The 16,127-nt window shown below is 34.1% G+C and carries 16 protein-coding genes and 1 pseudogene; all 17 read right to left on the bottom strand.

The genetic code is table 11. The features are described 5' to 3' along the window. Nucleotides 1-159: 159 nt before the first annotated feature. Nucleotides 160-407, bottom strand: a pseudogene (locus tag ACF3NF_RS05630) (plasmid mobilization protein); the annotation flags it as partial. Nucleotides 408-1,139: 732 nt separating this feature from the next. Further along, nucleotides 1,140-1,745, bottom strand: a complete 606-nt coding sequence (locus ACF3NF_RS05625; RefSeq protein ID WP_394022537.1) for a hypothetical protein — start codon at nt 1,743-1,745, stop codon at nt 1,140-1,142. Between the two features lie 188 nt (nt 1,746-1,933). Next, the gene (gene guaA / locus ACF3NF_RS05620; RefSeq protein ID WP_394022536.1) at nt 1,934-3,466 is read right to left on the bottom strand and encodes a glutamine-hydrolyzing GMP synthase; all 1,533 of its coding nucleotides are present in this window, start codon (nt 3,464-3,466) and stop codon (nt 1,934-1,936) included. Between the two features lie 12 nt (nt 3,467-3,478). Beyond that, nucleotides 3,479-4,297 (bottom strand): pyruvate, water dikinase regulatory protein, encoded by an 819-nt coding sequence (locus ACF3NF_RS05615; protein ID WP_262121623.1) that lies wholly within the window; start codon nt 4,295-4,297, stop codon nt 3,479-3,481. Between the two features lie 11 nt (nt 4,298-4,308). Then, nucleotides 4,309-6,375: a glycine--tRNA ligase subunit beta gene (gene glyS, locus ACF3NF_RS05610; RefSeq protein ID WP_394022535.1), complete on the bottom strand. Its 2,067-nt coding sequence runs from the start codon at nt 6,373-6,375 to the stop codon at nt 4,309-4,311. Next, nucleotides 6,365-7,246 carry a glycine--tRNA ligase subunit alpha gene (gene glyQ / locus ACF3NF_RS05605; protein ID WP_394022534.1) on the bottom strand — a complete coding sequence of 294 codons (882 nt, stop codon included), beginning with the start codon at nt 7,244-7,246 and terminating at the stop codon, nt 6,365-6,367. Before glyQ ends, glyS begins: the two co-directional genes overlap by 11 nt. Nucleotide 7,247: 1 nt before the next feature. Continuing rightward, nucleotides 7,248-8,015 carry a DNA repair protein RecO gene (gene recO / locus ACF3NF_RS05600; RefSeq protein WP_394022533.1) on the bottom strand — a complete coding sequence of 256 codons (768 nt, stop codon included), beginning with the start codon at nt 8,013-8,015 and terminating at the stop codon, nt 7,248-7,250. After that, nucleotides 8,002-8,883, bottom strand: coding sequence for a GTPase Era (gene era, locus ACF3NF_RS05595; protein ID WP_394022532.1), 882 nt, complete (start codon nt 8,881-8,883; stop codon nt 8,002-8,004). The genes recO and era overlap by 14 nt, the downstream gene beginning before the upstream one ends. Then, complete coding sequence (gene cdd, locus ACF3NF_RS05590; RefSeq protein WP_394022531.1) at nt 8,880-9,281, bottom strand: cytidine deaminase; 402 nt, start codon at nt 9,279-9,281, stop codon at nt 8,880-8,882. Before cdd ends, era begins: the two co-directional genes overlap by 4 nt. Then, nucleotides 9,278-10,123 (bottom strand): diacylglycerol kinase, encoded by an 846-nt coding sequence (locus ACF3NF_RS05585; RefSeq protein ID WP_394022530.1) that lies wholly within the window; start codon nt 10,121-10,123, stop codon nt 9,278-9,280. The genes cdd and ACF3NF_RS05585 overlap by 4 nt, the downstream gene beginning before the upstream one ends. After that, nucleotides 10,116-10,565: an rRNA maturation RNase YbeY gene (gene ybeY, locus ACF3NF_RS05580; RefSeq protein ID WP_394022529.1), complete on the bottom strand. Its 450-nt coding sequence runs from the start codon at nt 10,563-10,565 to the stop codon at nt 10,116-10,118. Before ybeY ends, ACF3NF_RS05585 begins: the two co-directional genes overlap by 8 nt. A 9-nt stretch (nt 10,566-10,574) precedes the next feature. Beyond that, complete coding sequence (locus ACF3NF_RS05575; protein ID WP_394024444.1) at nt 10,575-11,537, bottom strand: PhoH family protein; 963 nt, start codon at nt 11,535-11,537, stop codon at nt 10,575-10,577. A gap of 86 nt (nt 11,538-11,623) precedes the next feature. Then, the gene (locus ACF3NF_RS05570; protein ID WP_394022528.1) at nt 11,624-12,184 is read right to left on the bottom strand and encodes a hypothetical protein; all 561 of its coding nucleotides are present in this window, start codon (nt 12,182-12,184) and stop codon (nt 11,624-11,626) included. Continuing rightward, nucleotides 12,177-13,121, bottom strand: coding sequence for a flotillin-like protein FloA (floA, locus tag ACF3NF_RS05565; protein ID WP_262121601.1), 945 nt, complete (start codon nt 13,119-13,121; stop codon nt 12,177-12,179). Before floA ends, ACF3NF_RS05570 begins: the two co-directional genes overlap by 8 nt. Next, nucleotides 13,109-13,744 carry an NfeD family protein gene (locus ACF3NF_RS05560; RefSeq protein ID WP_394022527.1) on the bottom strand — a complete coding sequence of 212 codons (636 nt, stop codon included), beginning with the start codon at nt 13,742-13,744 and terminating at the stop codon, nt 13,109-13,111. The genes floA and ACF3NF_RS05560 overlap by 13 nt, the downstream gene beginning before the upstream one ends. A gap of 87 nt (nt 13,745-13,831) precedes the next feature. Continuing rightward, the gene (gene fni / locus ACF3NF_RS05555; protein WP_394022526.1) at nt 13,832-14,851 is read right to left on the bottom strand and encodes a type 2 isopentenyl-diphosphate Delta-isomerase; all 1,020 of its coding nucleotides are present in this window, start codon (nt 14,849-14,851) and stop codon (nt 13,832-13,834) included. Beyond that, a complete protein-coding gene (locus ACF3NF_RS05550) occupies nt 14,844-16,064 on the bottom strand; it encodes an LCP family protein (protein ID WP_394022525.1) in 1,221 nt (406 codons plus the stop codon). The genes fni and ACF3NF_RS05550 overlap by 8 nt, the downstream gene beginning before the upstream one ends. Nucleotides 16,065-16,127 lie beyond the last annotated feature (63 nt).

Below are 16,127 nucleotides of genomic sequence, written 5' to 3'. Positions count from 1 at the left end.
TTCTCGTAATATCTTGCACTTCCTAGAAATTATCTCTAATAGCATCTAGTTCTTTAATAAGATTCTCAAATCCACCTAACCTAAACATAATCCTTTCTCTTTTGCTAGTAATTCTTGTTTGTTCATATATATTTCATACTCTTTTTGCTCCTAATATTCTTATTGTTTTTGAATTCTTTTCAGTAATAAGCTGTGAATATCCCAAACTTCTCTGAACAACTTATACATGTCTTGTCGCATAGATTGTATATCTTTGTTATAGATGACACCTGACTAATTCATGTACTTTGCAATTTTGTTTACGTTATTGGTCATATTACTTAGTAAACATTGGATGTCTCTAAACGGCTCCAAGTCTACATAGTAAATTTCTTTTCTAGAACACCTTTACTAATGAAGTGTGGCATAATACTTGATTTAGATAAATAATCTCATACACATTTGTAACTACTTATATTGTCAACAACAATTGTTCCTATTTCCAGTTACTTATGTGTTTATTTTTATTAAATTATGTGATATTATTTTTAGGAAGTAGGTCAACCACGAAAATCGGTGATAAAATCCGCTCCTTCCGTAAGTTGCGTAACCTGATTCAAGATCGGTTAGACAAGCTATCTGGCATCAATGGAGGAACGATTCGAAAATATGAACTGGTGATAAGAAATATAAAATAAGAACAGCTCATTAAAATAATCAATGGATTAGACATCCATGTGAGTGTATTTTATAACTTTGATTTGAAAACCCTAGGTGATGTTGCGACCATCTTATTTTTAATTGATGATAATGCACCTATCAAATTTGTAGGTGAAAAAGGCCCTGAGGGTGACTACCGATCTAGTAATGTCTCTATTTTCAATTTGAAAGCAAAATTCTAAATGGCATTTTAAGTGAATAAACTGATTTAAATGAATACTTAGCAAATCTAAGGCCAATACTAAAGTTAGTGATACCTTGAAGGTTTGGCTGTAAATACTTGAATTGAGAAATCTGAAAAAGTTTTCAGACTAAGACAAATGCAAAGTTCTATGTTGCTTGATAAAATCGATGGTATAAAAATTAGAATTGAAATCAAGAAAAAGACTAGTTCTGAGATTTCCCTTGAACTAAAATCATGATTTTTTCGAACTAGTTTCCTATTCATCATTTTGTCTATATTGTTTTTGAAGCTCTGATAAAAGAACTTCACTATTCTTTCCATCATTTAGTAAAATATCTTGAATTATTTCTAATATTAATCCCTGACCACTGATAACACTCTCTGAATCATATGGACCAATCATATCCCCACTTATAGGAATTTCTATTTCATTTATCCACCACTTTTCAATTTTTCTATATATCATAATTAATTCCACTAAATAATCAACTTCATCTTTAGTAAAGCCATTATTCAAATTAAATAGTAATTCATGAACAATCTTATTTCTAAATTTCCTTAATTTTTCAAAAGAGGAATAATCTTCTTCTGAAACAGCGCCTACGCTAACAAACCACCTAAAAGATGCATTCTCTATATGCTTATCAAGCTTTCTAACTTCTTCTTTATATACTTCTGACTCATGAACAAGCATATTCCCATCTTTGAATTCCATGTGATCGCAAAAAAATGATTTTGGCAAATCTACTAAAGAGTCTTTCAAGCATTCATAATATAAAACATATAGAGATGCAAAATAAATATTGTGCTTTAATCTTTCTTTATCCAATATATTTAAAATCTTTTCAAATTCTTTTTCCATAAAACCTCTTATCAAGTCACTATTAAATAATAAAAGGACAGAGTTATACAACCCTATCCTTTACTCAATCTCCAATGATATTCTTCAATCTCAGTGGTTAGCCACTATTTATAGTATCAAAACAGCATCATAAATCACTCATACCCTTAGAATAGTCAGTAAAATCAAGATCTACAGAATTTCGAAACTTATTCCCATTCAATAGTCCCAGGTGGTTTAGATGTAATATCATACACTACTCTACCAACTCCAGATACTTCGTTTATCATTCTGCTTGATAGGGTTTGTAGTAGTTCGAATGGTAGTTCTGCTGCTTCTACACTCATTGCATCTGTTGTTTCTACTGCTCTGATTGCTACTACGTTTTCGTATACTCTGGCATCTCCTTTTACTCCTACAGTTTTGATTGGGGTCCATACTGTGAAGTATTGCCAGATGTCTTCGTTTAATCCGTGGTTTTTTACTTCTTCTCTTAAGATTGCATCGGTTTCTCTTACTATTTCTAGTCTTTCTTCTGTAATTTCTCCGATTACTCTAATTGCAAGTCCTGGTCCTGGGAATGGTTGACGCCATACCATGTCGTGTGGCACGCCTATTGCTTCTCCTAGTTCTCTTACTTCATCTTTAAATAGATCACGTAATGGTTCTACTAGTCCTTCAAATAGCATATCTTCTGGCAAGCCACCTACATTGTGGTGAGATTTGATTACACTTGCCTTATCTTTTCCTGATTCGATTACATCTGGATAGATTGTTCCTTGGACTAGGTATTTTGCTTGGCCAAATTCCTTGGCTTCGCGTTCGAATACTTCTATAAAGTGGTTACCAATAATTTTTCTTTTTGTTTCTGGATTATCTACGCCTTTGAGTTTTTCTAAAAATTCTGCACTTGCGTCTACTTTTTTTACATTTAATCCTAATTTTTTGTAGGTTTCCATAACTTCATCCGCTTCGTTTTTGCGTAGGAGGCCGTGGTCTACAAATATACATTGAAGATTATCACCGATTGCTTTTGATACAATGGTTGCTGCTACAGATGAGTCTACTCCACCAGAAAGTGCGCAAATCATTTTTTCGCCAGCATATTTTTCTTTGATGTCTGCTATAATTTTTTCTGCAAAGTCATCCATTTTCCAAGTTTTTTCTGCATGGCAGATGTCTATTACAAAACTTTCTAGCATTTCTTTACCGTATTCTGAGTGAACTACTTCTGGGTGGAATTGTACTGCGTAGATATTTTTTTCTTTATTTTCCATACCTGCTACTGGGCAGTTAAGTGTCCATGCAGTTTTCTTAAAGCCATCAGCAATTTTGCTTACCCTATCTCTGTGGTTCATCCAAATTGTGGATTCTTGTGGTACATTTTTAAATATTTCGCTTTTGTTATCTACTAATAGTGGTGTTTTGCCGTATTCACCGTTTTTTGGTGTTTCTATTTCGCCACCATAATATTGGTTGATATATTGTAAACCATAGCAAATACCTAAAATTGGTACCCCTAGGTCAAATAATTTGCTGTCTGTTTTTAAAGAATTTTCATCATTTACTGATTGTGGACCGCCTGTAAGGATAATTCCTGCTAGACCCTCTAAATCAAGTGTGTCAAGGTCAACATCGCAAGGATGAAGTTCTGCGTAAACACCTAGTTCACGCACGCGTCTTACGATAAGTTGGTCGGTTTGGCCACCAAAGTTTAGTACAAAAATTTTGTTTAAACTCATCATCTCTCCCTTTTATTTTTCTTCTCCAAATTTGGATTTGTAATATTCTACAATTTGTGTTGCTGTCTGCTCAATAGTATTATTTGTCACATCTATAACCTTGCAATCTAGGTCTTTAAAGACTTCTTTTGCATAATTTAGCTCATCTTGGATGCGGTTTTCCTTGGAATATTTTGATTGGCCCTCAAAACCTAGTTCTTTTGAGCGGTCTTCTCTAATATTTACAAGTTTTTCTGGGTCTATTATCAGACCAATCAGCCTATCTGAATCCACATCAAAAATTTCATTTGGCAGTCTAGATTCTGGCACTAGGGGCAAATTGCTTACCTTATAATTTTTGGTTGCTAAAATCATTGTTGTAGGAGTTTTGCTAGTCCTGCTTACTCCAAGCAAAACTATATCAGATTTTAAAAATCCTCTAGGATCCTTGCCATCATCGTATTGGATGGCAAATTCTATGGCTTCGATCATAGAAAAATAGTCTTTAGATAGGGCCCTAGTAAGTCCTACCTGCCTTACTGCCTTTTGTCCTGTGACTTTTTCAACGGCTTTTATGCCTTCTTCTAGGATAGCTAGCACTTCTATATTTTTATCAGCTGCCTTTTCACAAATGTAATTTGCTAAATCTTTGTCAGCCATGGTTGGTACAATTATTGAATATTCAGTTATTTCCTCAAAAACCTCATCGATTTCTTCTTTTGTTTTGATTTCAGATCTTCTTTTTACACTAGTTTTCAAATCAGGAAATTGGGTTGTAACTGATTTTAGATAGGTCTGGGCAGTTTCCCCAGTCGAGTCACTGATTATAAATATAGTTAATGCATCATCCATATATTTTCCTCTTACTTAACTATTTGGCTAACATCAAATACTTTTTTGATTCTTTTTGATAGGGCATTTAACATTGAAAGTCTATTATTTTTTACTGCCTCATCTTCAACATTTATCATAGTATTGTCTAGATATTCATTACCCACCTTTGAAGTTTGAGCCACACTCTTTAATTCATTTTTGTAGTCTTCGCTTGATTGGAAGGCCCTGTCGCCTAAGCTTCTGATTTCGTCATAAAAGCTTTTTTCTAGGTCATTTTCGAATAAATCCTTGCTAATATCTGATGAAATATCTTCCTTGGCAAGGTTATTTATCCTATTAAAGTAGCTTAGGCAATCTTCATCTTCTTCTAAAAGTGCGCTTACAGCTTGGACTTTGTGGTAAATTCTTAAAATATTTGTATCATCACCATTTATTACAGAATTTACAATATCATATCTAAATCCATCATCGATTAGCATATTTTTTAGCCTATCATTGATAAATTCTAGAGTTTTTTCCATTGTAAGATCATAGTCAAATGGTAATTCATTTTCTTCTGTATAAGCGATTAGGGCATCATTTATCAACACTTTTAGGTCAACGTCAATGTTATTTTGTAAGATTATATTGATAAGTCCTAGGGCAGAACGACGCAAGGCAAATGGGTCTTGACTACCTGTTACATATTTTTCGATAGCATAAAGACCAACTATTGAGTCGATTTTATCAGCAATTGATAAAACTATGCCTGTAATTGTCTTTGGAAGTGCACCTCCAGCTGATCTTGGCATGTATTGTTCTTCAATAGCATTTGCTACTCTTTCATTTTCTCCAGAATTTATGGCATAAATTTTTCCCATAGTTCCTTGAAGTTCTGTAAATTCGATTACCATTTTTGTAACAAGGTCTGCTTTTGAAAGGTAGGCTGCACGTTTTAAATCTTCTTTGATATCTTCTCCAAGATTTAAGGCTTGTTGGTATTTACCGCTTAAGTCAACTAATCTTTGAGTTTTTTGATACACGGATCCAAGACCTTCAAAGAATGTAAGTGATTTTAATTCTTCAACATAGTCTTCTAATTTTTTTGCAGTATCAATTTCATAAAAGAATTTTGCATCCTCTAGTCTTGCTACTAATACTTTTTTGTTACCAGAAACTACATTTTCACCATGATTGTCATCCCCATTGCGAACCAATAGGAAATATGGCAACAAATTGCCATTTTCATCTAAAACTGGGAAATATCTTTGGTGGTCTTTCATAGGAGTAATGATAACTTCTTTTGGTAATTCCAAATATTTTGTATCTATGTCTCCAGCAAGAACTGTTGGATATTCAACGATATTGATTACTTCATCTAGCAAATCATCATCGTGCATGTATTCCCCACCCTTTTCCATATTTATTTTATTTAGGCCACGGATAATAATATCACGACGGTCTTTATATGGAAGGATGACAAAATTTTCTTTTAAAAGTTTTTCGTATTCATCAATAGAATTAATAACAATTTTATCATTGCCCAGTGTTCTATGACCACGGGTCACATTTGAAACTGTAATGCCTTCTGCATCAAAATTTAGGATTTTATCATCTAAGATAGAAACAAAGTATCTTATAGGTCTAGCCCAACGGATAGATTTGCCACCCCAGCGCATGGAGCGTTTGAAATTGATAGATTTTACTAAATCATATACATTTTCTTTTAAAACTTGGACAAGAGATTTGCTTTCTTCTTTCTTTTCTATATAAACATAGTCAGATCCGTTAAAATCTTTGATAACTACATCAGAAAGTTCTGCTCCTTGGCCCTTTAAAAATCCTAAAAGTGGCTTATTTGGATTGCCATCTTCATCATAGGCAATGGCAGCACTTGGTCCTTTTACACAAATTGTTACATCAGTTTGATTAGAATCTATATTTTCTAAAAAGATTGCAAATCTCCTAGGTGTTGATTCTACTCTGATTTCATCTACTGTTAATTTGTTATCATCAATTAATTTTTGAAATTTTTCTTTTAGTTGTCTTTTAGTCGATTCTATATAATCTGAAGGTATCTCTTCTACACCGATTTCTAATAAGTATCTACTCATCATTATCCTTTCTTAGAAGAGGAAATCCTTGCTCTTCTCTTTTTGCAATATATTTTTCAGCTACTCTAGAGCTTACATCACGTACTCTTTTGATGTAGTGGCTACGTTCTGATACAGAAATAGCCCCTTTGGCATCAAGGACATTAAAGGTATGGCTTGTTTTTAGTACATTGTCATAGGCTGGATAAACTAAATCAAGATCTATCAGTCTATTTGCTTCTTTTTCGTAAATATCAAATAGATTCATCAATACATCATTGTCAGCATCTTCAAAGGAAAATTTGGAATTTTCGTATTCAGCTAGTTTAAATACATCGCCGTATGTCAAATGCTCTGACCATTTGATGTCATAAACATTGTCCACATCTTGAAGATACATACAAATTCTTTCAAGACCGATTGTAATTTCTCCACTTTCAATCTCGCAGTTGATCCCACCTACTTGTTGAAAATAAGTAAATTGTGTGATTTCCATACCATCAAGCCAAACTTCCCAACCAAGACCCCAAGCTCCAAGGGTTGGTGATTCCCAGTTGTCTTCTACAAAACGAATATCGTGTTCTTTTGGGTTGATTCCAATTCTTTCCAGGCATTTTAGATAAATATCTTGGATATTATCTGGGCTTGGTTTTAGTAAAACTTGCAACTGGTGGTGTTGGTAAAGTCTGTTTGGATTTTCTCCATAACGGCCATCTGCTGGACGTCTAGATGGTTCAACATAAACCACTGACCATGGTTCTGGTCCAAGGGCTCTTAAAAAAGTGTGAGGGTTCATAGTTCCTGCACCTTTTTCTGTATCGTAAGAAAACATTACAGAGCATCCCTGCTCTTTCCAGTATTCTTCTAAAGTTAGTATTAAATCTTCAAAATACATACTAATTCCTTTCATTAGCTTTTTTTAACACCCAGTCTATGGAAGAAAATCTATTAATTTCTAGCTTATCAAGGGTGTAGTTAATAATTAATCTTATAATTTTATTTTGATTTTCGGGTGGATTTAAATTTTCTAAATCTTCTGACTTTGTGTATAAAAGTCCCTTAAGATAGGCAAATTCTTCTTTGTCTAGGAAAATCCTATCGCGGATTATATACTTATCATCCTCACAAATTAAAGATGATTGACTTTCTGAGAAAAAAACTTCATTGCTAATAACTTTTTTACCACAAACACCGCAAGTACTCAAATTTGGTTTAAAACCTGAAAATGAAATGTATTTTAATAAAAATGCCAAAAAAATATTTATTTGATTGCTTGCTGCATTTTCAAAGGCTTCAAAAGTGTTTTCAACTAATTTGTAGACCACATCGATTTGGATCTGATCATAAGTTCTTAAAAGTAAATCACAAATGGCAGATTTATATAAAATCACATCAAAATTTTTATTTGATTTAGAATATGATTTTATAAGGCTTGCTTCTTTTATACCATAAAATTCTTTGCCAGATTTGTATAGATTGTAGGAAGCTTTTACAAATCTTTGGGTAACTCCCAGAGTTTTTGACTTTTTGTTCATAGTCCCCTTAGCAATTATAGAAATTCTCCCAAAGTCCTTGGTAAAAACTTCGATGATTTTGCTAGTTTCCTTGTAGGGAAATTCTCTTAGGACAAAACCTGTCACATCAGAAAAATCATTTGTAGCCAAACCTGTCCACCAATTTTTCTTTTTTGCGCCAGTCTTTTTCGACTTTTACCCAAAGTTTTAAATTGACCTTGCTATCTAAAAAAACTTCGATTTCTTTGCGGGCCTCCATGCCAATTTGCTTGACCATAGATCCGCCCTTGCCTATTACAATTTCCTTGTGGGAGTTTTTCTCAACTATGATAGTTGCATCGATATCGATAAGGTTTTTATTATCCCTTTGTTTAAAATTATCAATTCTTACAGCAATGCCATGTGGAACTTCTTCGTTTAAATTATTTAGGGCCTTTTCACGGATGATTTCTGAAACGATAAATCTTTCTGACTTATCAGTGATCATATCCCTATCATAATAAGCTGGTCCCTCATCTAGCATTTCTTTTATAGTTTCTATATATTGGTCAATATTTTTATCTTCCAGGGCGGAAATACCAATAATGTGATCAAACATTTGCATGTCTTCAAATTTATTTTTTATTTGTTCAAATTCACTTTCACTTAGTAAATCTGTTTTGTTAATAAGCAAAATCTTTGGAACATGGATGCGATTTAGCATTTCAATTATTTCACTATCAAGCCTGCCTATTTCTAAGGAATTGTCCACTATGAAGGTGACAATATCAGATTCTTTTAATGACTCCTCACTAAATTCAAAAAGTTTTTCTTGAAGTTTGTTTTGTGGAGTTTGGATGCCTGGAGTGTCTATAAAAATTATTTGGCTATCCTCATCGTTATATATTATTTGTATTTTATCCCTGGTTGTTTGGGGTTTGTTGGATATGATTGAGATTTTTTCCCTTAAAATCTTTTCCATAAGAGTCGATTTGCCAACATTTGCCCTGCCAACTACTGATATAAATCCTGATTTCATTTATTTTCTAAATCCTTACTTGAAAAACTGTGTGGCAAAAGCTCATCAATGGTAAAAATATTGTAATCTTTAAGGCTATTTGCTATCACAATTTTGGTATCATCATCGGCGAATTCTTTTATAAATTGCCTGCACACCCCACAAGGGAAAGTGTCGTGGCTGTCGCCAGTTATTACTATGTATGCAAAGTCTTTTTCTCCCTCGCTAATGGCAGAACTCATGGCTGACCTTTCTGCACAAAGGCATGGAGAATAAGCTGCATTTTCAATATTTACTCCCTTATAAATAGCCCCAGACTTTGTTTTTACAACCGAGGATACCCTAAAGTTTGAATAAGGCGAGTATGAATTTTTCTTATTATCTATTGCTAATTCAATTAAATTTTCTATTTCTTTCATGAAAATATCCCAAATATAGCCATGGCCATGGATGCTCCAAGGATGGCTCCTCTAATAATTTCTGGCATGGAGTGTATATTTGCCTCATACCTGCTTTCTGCAATAATTATTGCAAGTCCTAAAAATAAAAGTTTTACAAGGGGGCTTGTGCTTTGCATAATGCCAATACTTGCAATGCAAAAGCCTAAAGATGTATGACCACTTACAAATCCGCCCTTAAAGGCTGTACCGTGGCCCTCATAAAAAATACCCTTTAAAAATATTGTAACTACTATTACCAAAGAAAGGGTAATGACTGCCAAATGTGACGGTTGTCTGGTAATTCTTACTATAACCGAGTTATAAAAATCAATAAATTTATCAAAAAATATCAGATAGGCAACAAAAAGTGCATTTAATGCTGCAATAAAAACTGCCGCTGCTGACAAATCCTTGCTAGCCTTTGCAAATGGAGAATATTTGCCACCACTGGCTAGATTTACCGCCTGCTCGATAGCAGTGTTTAATAATTCAAATCCCAACACAAAGCAAACAGCAAAAACAAGTGTAATCATCTCAACCCTAGATAGGTTAAAAAATAAGGATGCAACTAGCAAAATCGCTAGGGCAAGCAAGTGAAATTTCATGTTTTTTTCGTGATTTATGGCCCAAACCAAACCTTCATAGGCATAGTCAAAGCCCTTTAAAAATTTTTGCCCGTGGGAAAGCTCTTCTTTTTCAAAATTGCGGTCATTTAATTTTTGTTCAGCTGCTTCCTTGCGTTCCAGCTCTTTTCTCCAGTCCTCTAGGACTTCTTTTTTTATTTCTTCTTTAAGGGCATCTCTTTCATTTTTTTCAGTCATTTTTAAAGACCCCTAATATTTTCATAACTTCCTTCTCGCGGGCGCGCATTTCTGCTTTTTCAGCTTCATTCATATGGTCATAGCCAAGTAAATGTAACATGGAATGGGCTGTTAGATACATAATCTCACGATCTAGGGAATGGCAAAAGTCTTTTGCCTGGTCTTTTGCAATATCCATAGAAATTACAATATCTCCTAGCATTGTATCTACGCCCTCGATAGAAAAGTCCTCATCCATAGGAAAAGATAGGACATCAGTTGGCCTATCTACACTCCTAAATTCTTTATTTAATTTGTGAATCTCATCTATATCTACAAAAGTAATGGAAACTTCGTATTCCAATGGCAGTCCTTCTGTTTCCAGGACTGTTTTTACAACGCTTTTTAGCTTTTCATCCATGTCAATTTTTTCATTTGTTTCATTTGAGATAATAAGATTCATATATTTTCCTTAAATTTGCTTATCATCAAGATTTTTTTCTTGTTTTTCTTCTCTTTGAGCTTCATTTTTAGCATCTTCTTTGTCGTAGGCGTCGATAATTCTTTGAACAAGAGGGTGCCTTACAACATCTACCGATGTGAAATTTTGAAATTCAATTCCCTTTACATCTTTTAAGATGCGTTCTGCTGTTCTTAGCCCACTATTTTTGCCACGTGGCAGGTCAACTTGGGTCTTATCCCCAGTAATAATTGCCTTTGAACCGTAGCCTAGGCGGGTTAGGAACATTTTCATCTGCTCACTTGTGGTATTTTGCGCTTCATCTAGGATTACAAAAGCATTATCCAAGGTACGCCCCCTCATATAAGCTAGGGGTGCTACTTCAATAAGGCCTTTTTCTACCAAGCCTTGGTAGGTTTCAAAACCTAATATTTCAAAAAGTCCATCATATAAAGGACGCAAATATGGATCTACCTTATCTTGCAAATCTCCTGGCAAAAATCCTAGACTTTCTCCAGCTTCTACTGCTGGTCGAGTTAGGATAATTCTATTTACTTCGCCTTGTTTAAAGCTTCTTACTGCCATGGCAACTGCTAGATAAGTTTTACCAGTACCTGCTGGTCCAATACCAAAAACTACATCATTATTCTTTATTTTTTCAATATAGGCTTGTTGGCCGAGTGTTTTTGGTTTGATTGCTTTGCCTGTAGCGGTTGATATAACTGCATCATCAAGGGCTTGTTTGATGACATCCTTATTTTCACGCTCTAGCATATCTGCATAGTATTTTATTTTTTGAAATTCAAGACTACCATTTTTATCAACTTCATTTAATAGCTCTATAAGAAGTTCTTTGGCAAATTCGGTATTTATACCCTCACCACTTACTTGTAGACCATCTTCTTTTAGTTTGATTTTGGTATTGAAGCGTTCTTCTATATATTTTCTATTCTTGTCAAAATTTCCAAATAAAATTCTTACATTATTTGGATTATTAATTGCTATAGTTCTATTAATATCAATCCCTCCGATTGTTTTTGTGTGTATTTATTATACCTTTTTTAGAATTTTTTTCTCTTAGCCAAAGGAGGGGCCAATATTTCTGACATTATGATTGCTTTTCTAAAATTCGCTTTATTTTTAAGAGTTTTTTGGTAAGACTCGATTATTTCGTGTTTTTCGGCTTCTCTTACACTTTTTCTCTTATAATTTGCATCTTTTTTGTATATTTTTTCTTTTCTTTTTTCTCTAAGCTCTCTAGCCTTTTTTTCTTCAAGCCTTCTGCGTAAGTCTGGATTTACTGGATCTCCTTCAGATCCCATCATAGTCTTACCACTGATGCTACCCTTGGAATTTACTTTTCCCTCGTGAGATCTTTTATCCATTACGCTTTTATTCTTATTTCTTGGAAATAATTCTTTTACTTCTTTGTTATCTGAAAATTTTCTAAAAACAGTTGGTTTTTTGCTAGATTCGTAGCTTTGTTTTTTCTTTTTTTCTTCTTCTTCGATTTCTCTTTCAGCTTCTTCTATAAGTTCATTTATAGAATTTTTTGCTGTATTTATCCAAGAATCAAAGGACTGATAAGTGGTTTTTTTATTCTTATTATTGTTATTAAACATCGTAATCACCCGCATCTACATCTGATAGGCTTTCGCGCATTTTTGTATCTGCGTTGATATTTCTCATATTATAATAGTCCATTATTCCTAGATTGCCATTTTCAAACGCTTCGGCAATGGCTTCTGGGATTCTTGCTTCTGCTTCTACTACTTTTGCCTTGTTTTCTTGTTCTAGGGCAATAGCTTGGGCACGACGTTCTTCTGCTTTTGCTTGGGCAATATTTTTATCTGCTTCTGCTTGGTCACGTTGAAGTTCTGCCCCAACGTTACGTCCTACATCCACATCAGCTATATCTATTGATAAAATCTCATAGGCTGTTCCGCTATCAAGTCCTTTTAGTAAAACTGTTTGTGAAATATTGTCTGGGTTTTCTAGGACTTGGGCGTGGGAATCAGCAGAACCTACTGTAGTTACAATCCCTTCACCAACTCTGGCAATAATTGTTTCTTCTCCTGCCCCACCTACAAGCCTATCTATATTTGCTCTTACTGTTACTTTTGCAATAACCTTTACTTCGATACCATTTTTTGCAACTGCTGCAATCACTGGAGTATTGATTACTTTTGGTGTTACTGAAACTTGTACAGCTTCAAATACATTACGTCCTGCAAGGTCAATTGCTGCTGCTTGTTCAAAAGGAAGGTCAATATTTGCTCTTTCTGCTGCAATTAATGCATCGACAACTTGGTTGATATTACCACCTGCAAGGTAGTGGCTTTCTAAGTCTTCTGTCCTAATTGGAATGCCTGCTTGGTGGGATTTGATAAGGGCATTTACGATTACATTTGGATTTAGTCTTCTAAAACGCATAGCAACTAGGGATGCCATTGAGATATTTACTCCAGAAAATCTCGCTGTTATCCAAAGTCCTATCGGAACCATTGTGAAAAATACTATAAGTACAATTATAATTATTGCTGGTGCTAAGAATTCCATACTTTCTCCTTTACAATTATGTGTCCATCTTTTATGGCATCTACTTCTACTTCTCTGTCCTTACCTATAAAATCACTATCAGATTTTGCATCATAGGCATTTCCCTCTACTTCAATCCTGCCTGTTGGCCTTAAAATAGTTTTTGTAACCCCACTTTTGCCAATCAAAACACTGTGGTTATTTTTGCTATTGTAACCTCTTTCAGATGAATTTGTGTTTTTTAGGATGAATCTATCAAAAAGATTTCTATCAAAGCCCAATTTTACATATACAGTTACTGTAAGAATTATTGCAATGGCACTTACTGTTAGGATTAAAAAACCCATTTGCGTACTAGCAAAACTATCCATTACTGAATACATGGTTAAAATCAAACCAGCTATGCCAATTACCCCAAAACTTGGAATAAAAATTTCTATGGCAAGTAGGGTAATTCCCATCACAAAGGTCAATATCGTCATATTATCAGCTACATTATAAATGGTGTTTTGGTAGTAAAAAAATCCAAATAATAGCAGTGATAATATACCAAAGAAAACCTTTTTCTCTGTAAAAAGTATTGAGATTACAGAAATAACTGCCAATACAAAACTAAGGGCAATTATCAAGTCATTTTCAAGCATACTTTCCACCTTTCTTTTTCTTCACCTCAATTATCTAACAAAAATCCTAAAAAATCAATATTTTATACCAAAAAAGGCTAGCATTACCTAGCCTTCAACAAGTTCTTTCAGCTCTCCTTTTAGCTTATAATCAACCTTTTTAAGCTCATCAATGCTCCTAACTCCAAGAAGGGCCATAATTATTTTGATTTTTAGATTTATTTCTTTTAGGAAGTTTTCGCAAGCTTCATAACCACCATGGAGAAGATAGCTTAACACTTCACCACTCATTGCCGCCATGTCAGCACCAATTATTATTGATTTTACAATGTCCATAGCATTTCTTATACCGCCTGATGCTATAATAAAGCTATCATCCGAAACACTCCTTACATCAATAATTGATTTTGCAGTTGGGATTCCCCAATTATAAAGGTCAGAGTAATCTGCTTCAAAGTCTCTTAAATCTTCGATTTCTATGAAATTTGTTCCGCCCTTACCAGCAACGTCGATGTATTTTACACCTACATTTACTAATTTTTGGGCAACTGATTTTGAAATTCCAGATCCAGTTTCTTTTACAATTATTGGATATGAAAAATTCTGAATAAGATTTTCTATCAAATCAAGGGAAGAGTGGTAGGAGTTGTCTCCCTCTTTCATAACAAGTTCTTGGGCAAGATTTAAATGCACTTGCATGGCATGGGCATCGATTAAATCTCTTGCAAAGACAAAATCTTCGTATTCACGTTCAAAACCAAGATTACCAATCCTAAATAAATCTTCCTTGTACTTTACAAGTTCAAAGGAATCACGGGACTCCTCATCACTTATAGCAATTGATTCGCTACCAACTGCCATTGGTATATTTATCGATTCACAAATGGATGATAGGTCTTCATTTATATTTGCAGATGCAGATCCTCCACCTGTCATGGCATCTACCATTAGGGGTATGGAAATTTTTTTGCCCATAAATTCTATGCTGGTATCAATCTCATCAAGGGAAACATCTGAAGTTGCATTGTGTTCGATGTATACATCTTCTAAAAGAGTGGATCCTCTGTATTTGCTTTTTAAATAATTTTCGATATGAGCATCTTTTCTTTCACGTCTTTGACTATTCATCAGCATTATCCTCTCTTACTTCTGAATTTAGCGATTCTTCTACCATGTCAGGGCTGCTTGTTGTAGTGGTCGTTGTAGTTGTTGTTATTGTTTCGGTATAGGTTTCTTCTTCTTGTTTGTTATTTTGACCAGTGTTTAAATTTTGCTTTTGATTTACCGGCTCTTCTTTTATGGTCTTGGTTTGAGGAAGTGGGGCTTGGTTATTTTCTTCTTCTTGTTTTTTCTCATCCTCAAGCCCCCTATCGGTCGACTCATCTTTTATTTCATCGTAATGTTCATATTCCTGATAGCCAGAGTCTTCTTTTTTCCAATTTTCTAGCTTAAAGTTTGGGAAAACCTCATCGACTATCTTCCAAGTTTTTTCAAAATCTGGGATGTAATAGCTAGTTCCATCTATGGTTTGTTCCATACCTGGTACTATATGGGTGTCCATCTTATCTGATGAAAAATTATTGATATTTCCAGCTAAATCCATGATTGCAGTCATTGGCAGATTTGTTTTTACATATTTTAGATAGTTTGAGATAAATGTCATGATGTTCATATTTTTTGATTTTTTGACAATCTCATCCACCATGGCTTTAACAAATCCTTGTTGGGTATTTACCCTACCTATGTCTCCGTTATTATAGATATTTCTGGTTCTTAAAAACCACATTACTTCATTACCATCCAAATGATTTGGTCCTGGTTTTATTTGCACCTTACCCTTATCAATGGTAATTCCTTCTGGCACATCATAATCAACCCCTCCTAGGGCATCAACGATATTTATCAGTGCTTGATAATTTATTTGAACATAATAATCTATATCCAAACCCAAGAAACTTCTTAGAGTTTGCATGGTTAGTTCTATACCACCAAAGGCATGGGCGTGGTTTACCTTATCAAATTTGTCGCGGATTTTTATCCTGCTGTCACGGGGAATACTCATAAGATCCATCTTTCCAGTTTTTGTATCTGCCTTTAAAAGCATAATGGTATCTGTACGAGTGAAATCAGTATTTGTATCATCATCTCCATTTTTATCTACACCAACTAAAAGAATTAAATATTCTCCATCGGCGGTTTTTACTGCGTTGTCATTGTAATTTGGTATGTCTTTGTATGCTAATTCTTTTTGGTTTTCTACCAGCCTATCTAGGATAAATTTTGTCCCAAAAAAGCCCAAAAGAATAACTAATAAGCTTAAAAAAAATCTTTTTGCTTTCATAAAACCTCTTCTCTTATTAAAACTATTATACCTAGTTTTGCCCATTAAAAAAGAGCATAAGAA

Source organism: Anaerococcus martiniensis, assembly GCF_043187485.1.
GTDB classification, from domain to species: domain Bacteria; phylum Bacillota; class Clostridia; order Tissierellales; family Peptoniphilaceae; genus Anaerococcus; species Anaerococcus martiniensis.
This window is presented reverse-complemented; position numbering and strand designations above follow the sequence as displayed.

Bases quoted from the DNA above. Each gene is read 5' to 3' on its own strand.
- ACF3NF_RS05560 (WP_394022527.1), bottom strand. From the start codon at position 13,744: ATGCTTGAAAATGACTTGATAATTGCCCTTAGTTTTGTATTGGCAGTT.
- glyS (WP_394022535.1), bottom strand. From the start codon at position 6,375: ATGATGAGTAGATACTTATTAGAAATCGGTGTAGAAGAGATACCTTCA.
- fni (WP_394022526.1), bottom strand. From the start codon at position 14,851: ATGAATAGTCAAAGACGTGAAAGAAAAGATGCTCATATCGAAAATTAT.
- ACF3NF_RS05570 (WP_394022528.1), bottom strand. From the start codon at position 12,184: ATGTTTAATAACAATAATAAGAATAAAAAAACCACTTATCAGTCCTTT.
- ybeY (WP_394022529.1), bottom strand. From the start codon at position 10,565: ATGAATCTTATTATCTCAAATGAAACAAATGAAAAAATTGACATGGAT.
- cdd (WP_394022531.1), bottom strand. From the start codon at position 9,281: ATGAAAGAAATAGAAAATTTAATTGAATTAGCAATAGATAATAAGAAA.
- ACF3NF_RS05625 (WP_394022537.1), bottom strand. From the start codon at position 1,745: ATGGAAAAAGAATTTGAAAAGATTTTAAATATATTGGATAAAGAAAGA.
- era (WP_394022532.1), bottom strand. From the start codon at position 8,883: ATGAAATCAGGATTTATATCAGTAGTTGGCAGGGCAAATGTTGGCAAA.
- ACF3NF_RS05615 (WP_262121623.1), bottom strand. From the start codon at position 4,297: ATGGATGATGCATTAACTATATTTATAATCAGTGACTCGACTGGGGAA.
- ACF3NF_RS05585 (WP_394022530.1), bottom strand. From the start codon at position 10,123: ATGACTGAAAAAAATGAAAGAGATGCCCTTAAAGAAGAAATAAAAAAA.
- floA (WP_262121601.1), bottom strand. From the start codon at position 13,121: ATGGAATTCTTAGCACCAGCAATAATTATAATTGTACTTATAGTATTT.
- ACF3NF_RS05550 (WP_394022525.1), bottom strand. From the start codon at position 16,064: ATGAAAGCAAAAAGATTTTTTTTAAGCTTATTAGTTATTCTTTTGGGC.
- glyQ (WP_394022534.1), bottom strand. From the start codon at position 7,246: ATGTATTTTGAAGATTTAATACTAACTTTAGAAGAATACTGGAAAGAG.
- guaA (WP_394022536.1), bottom strand. From the start codon at position 3,466: ATGAGTTTAAACAAAATTTTTGTACTAAACTTTGGTGGCCAAACCGAC.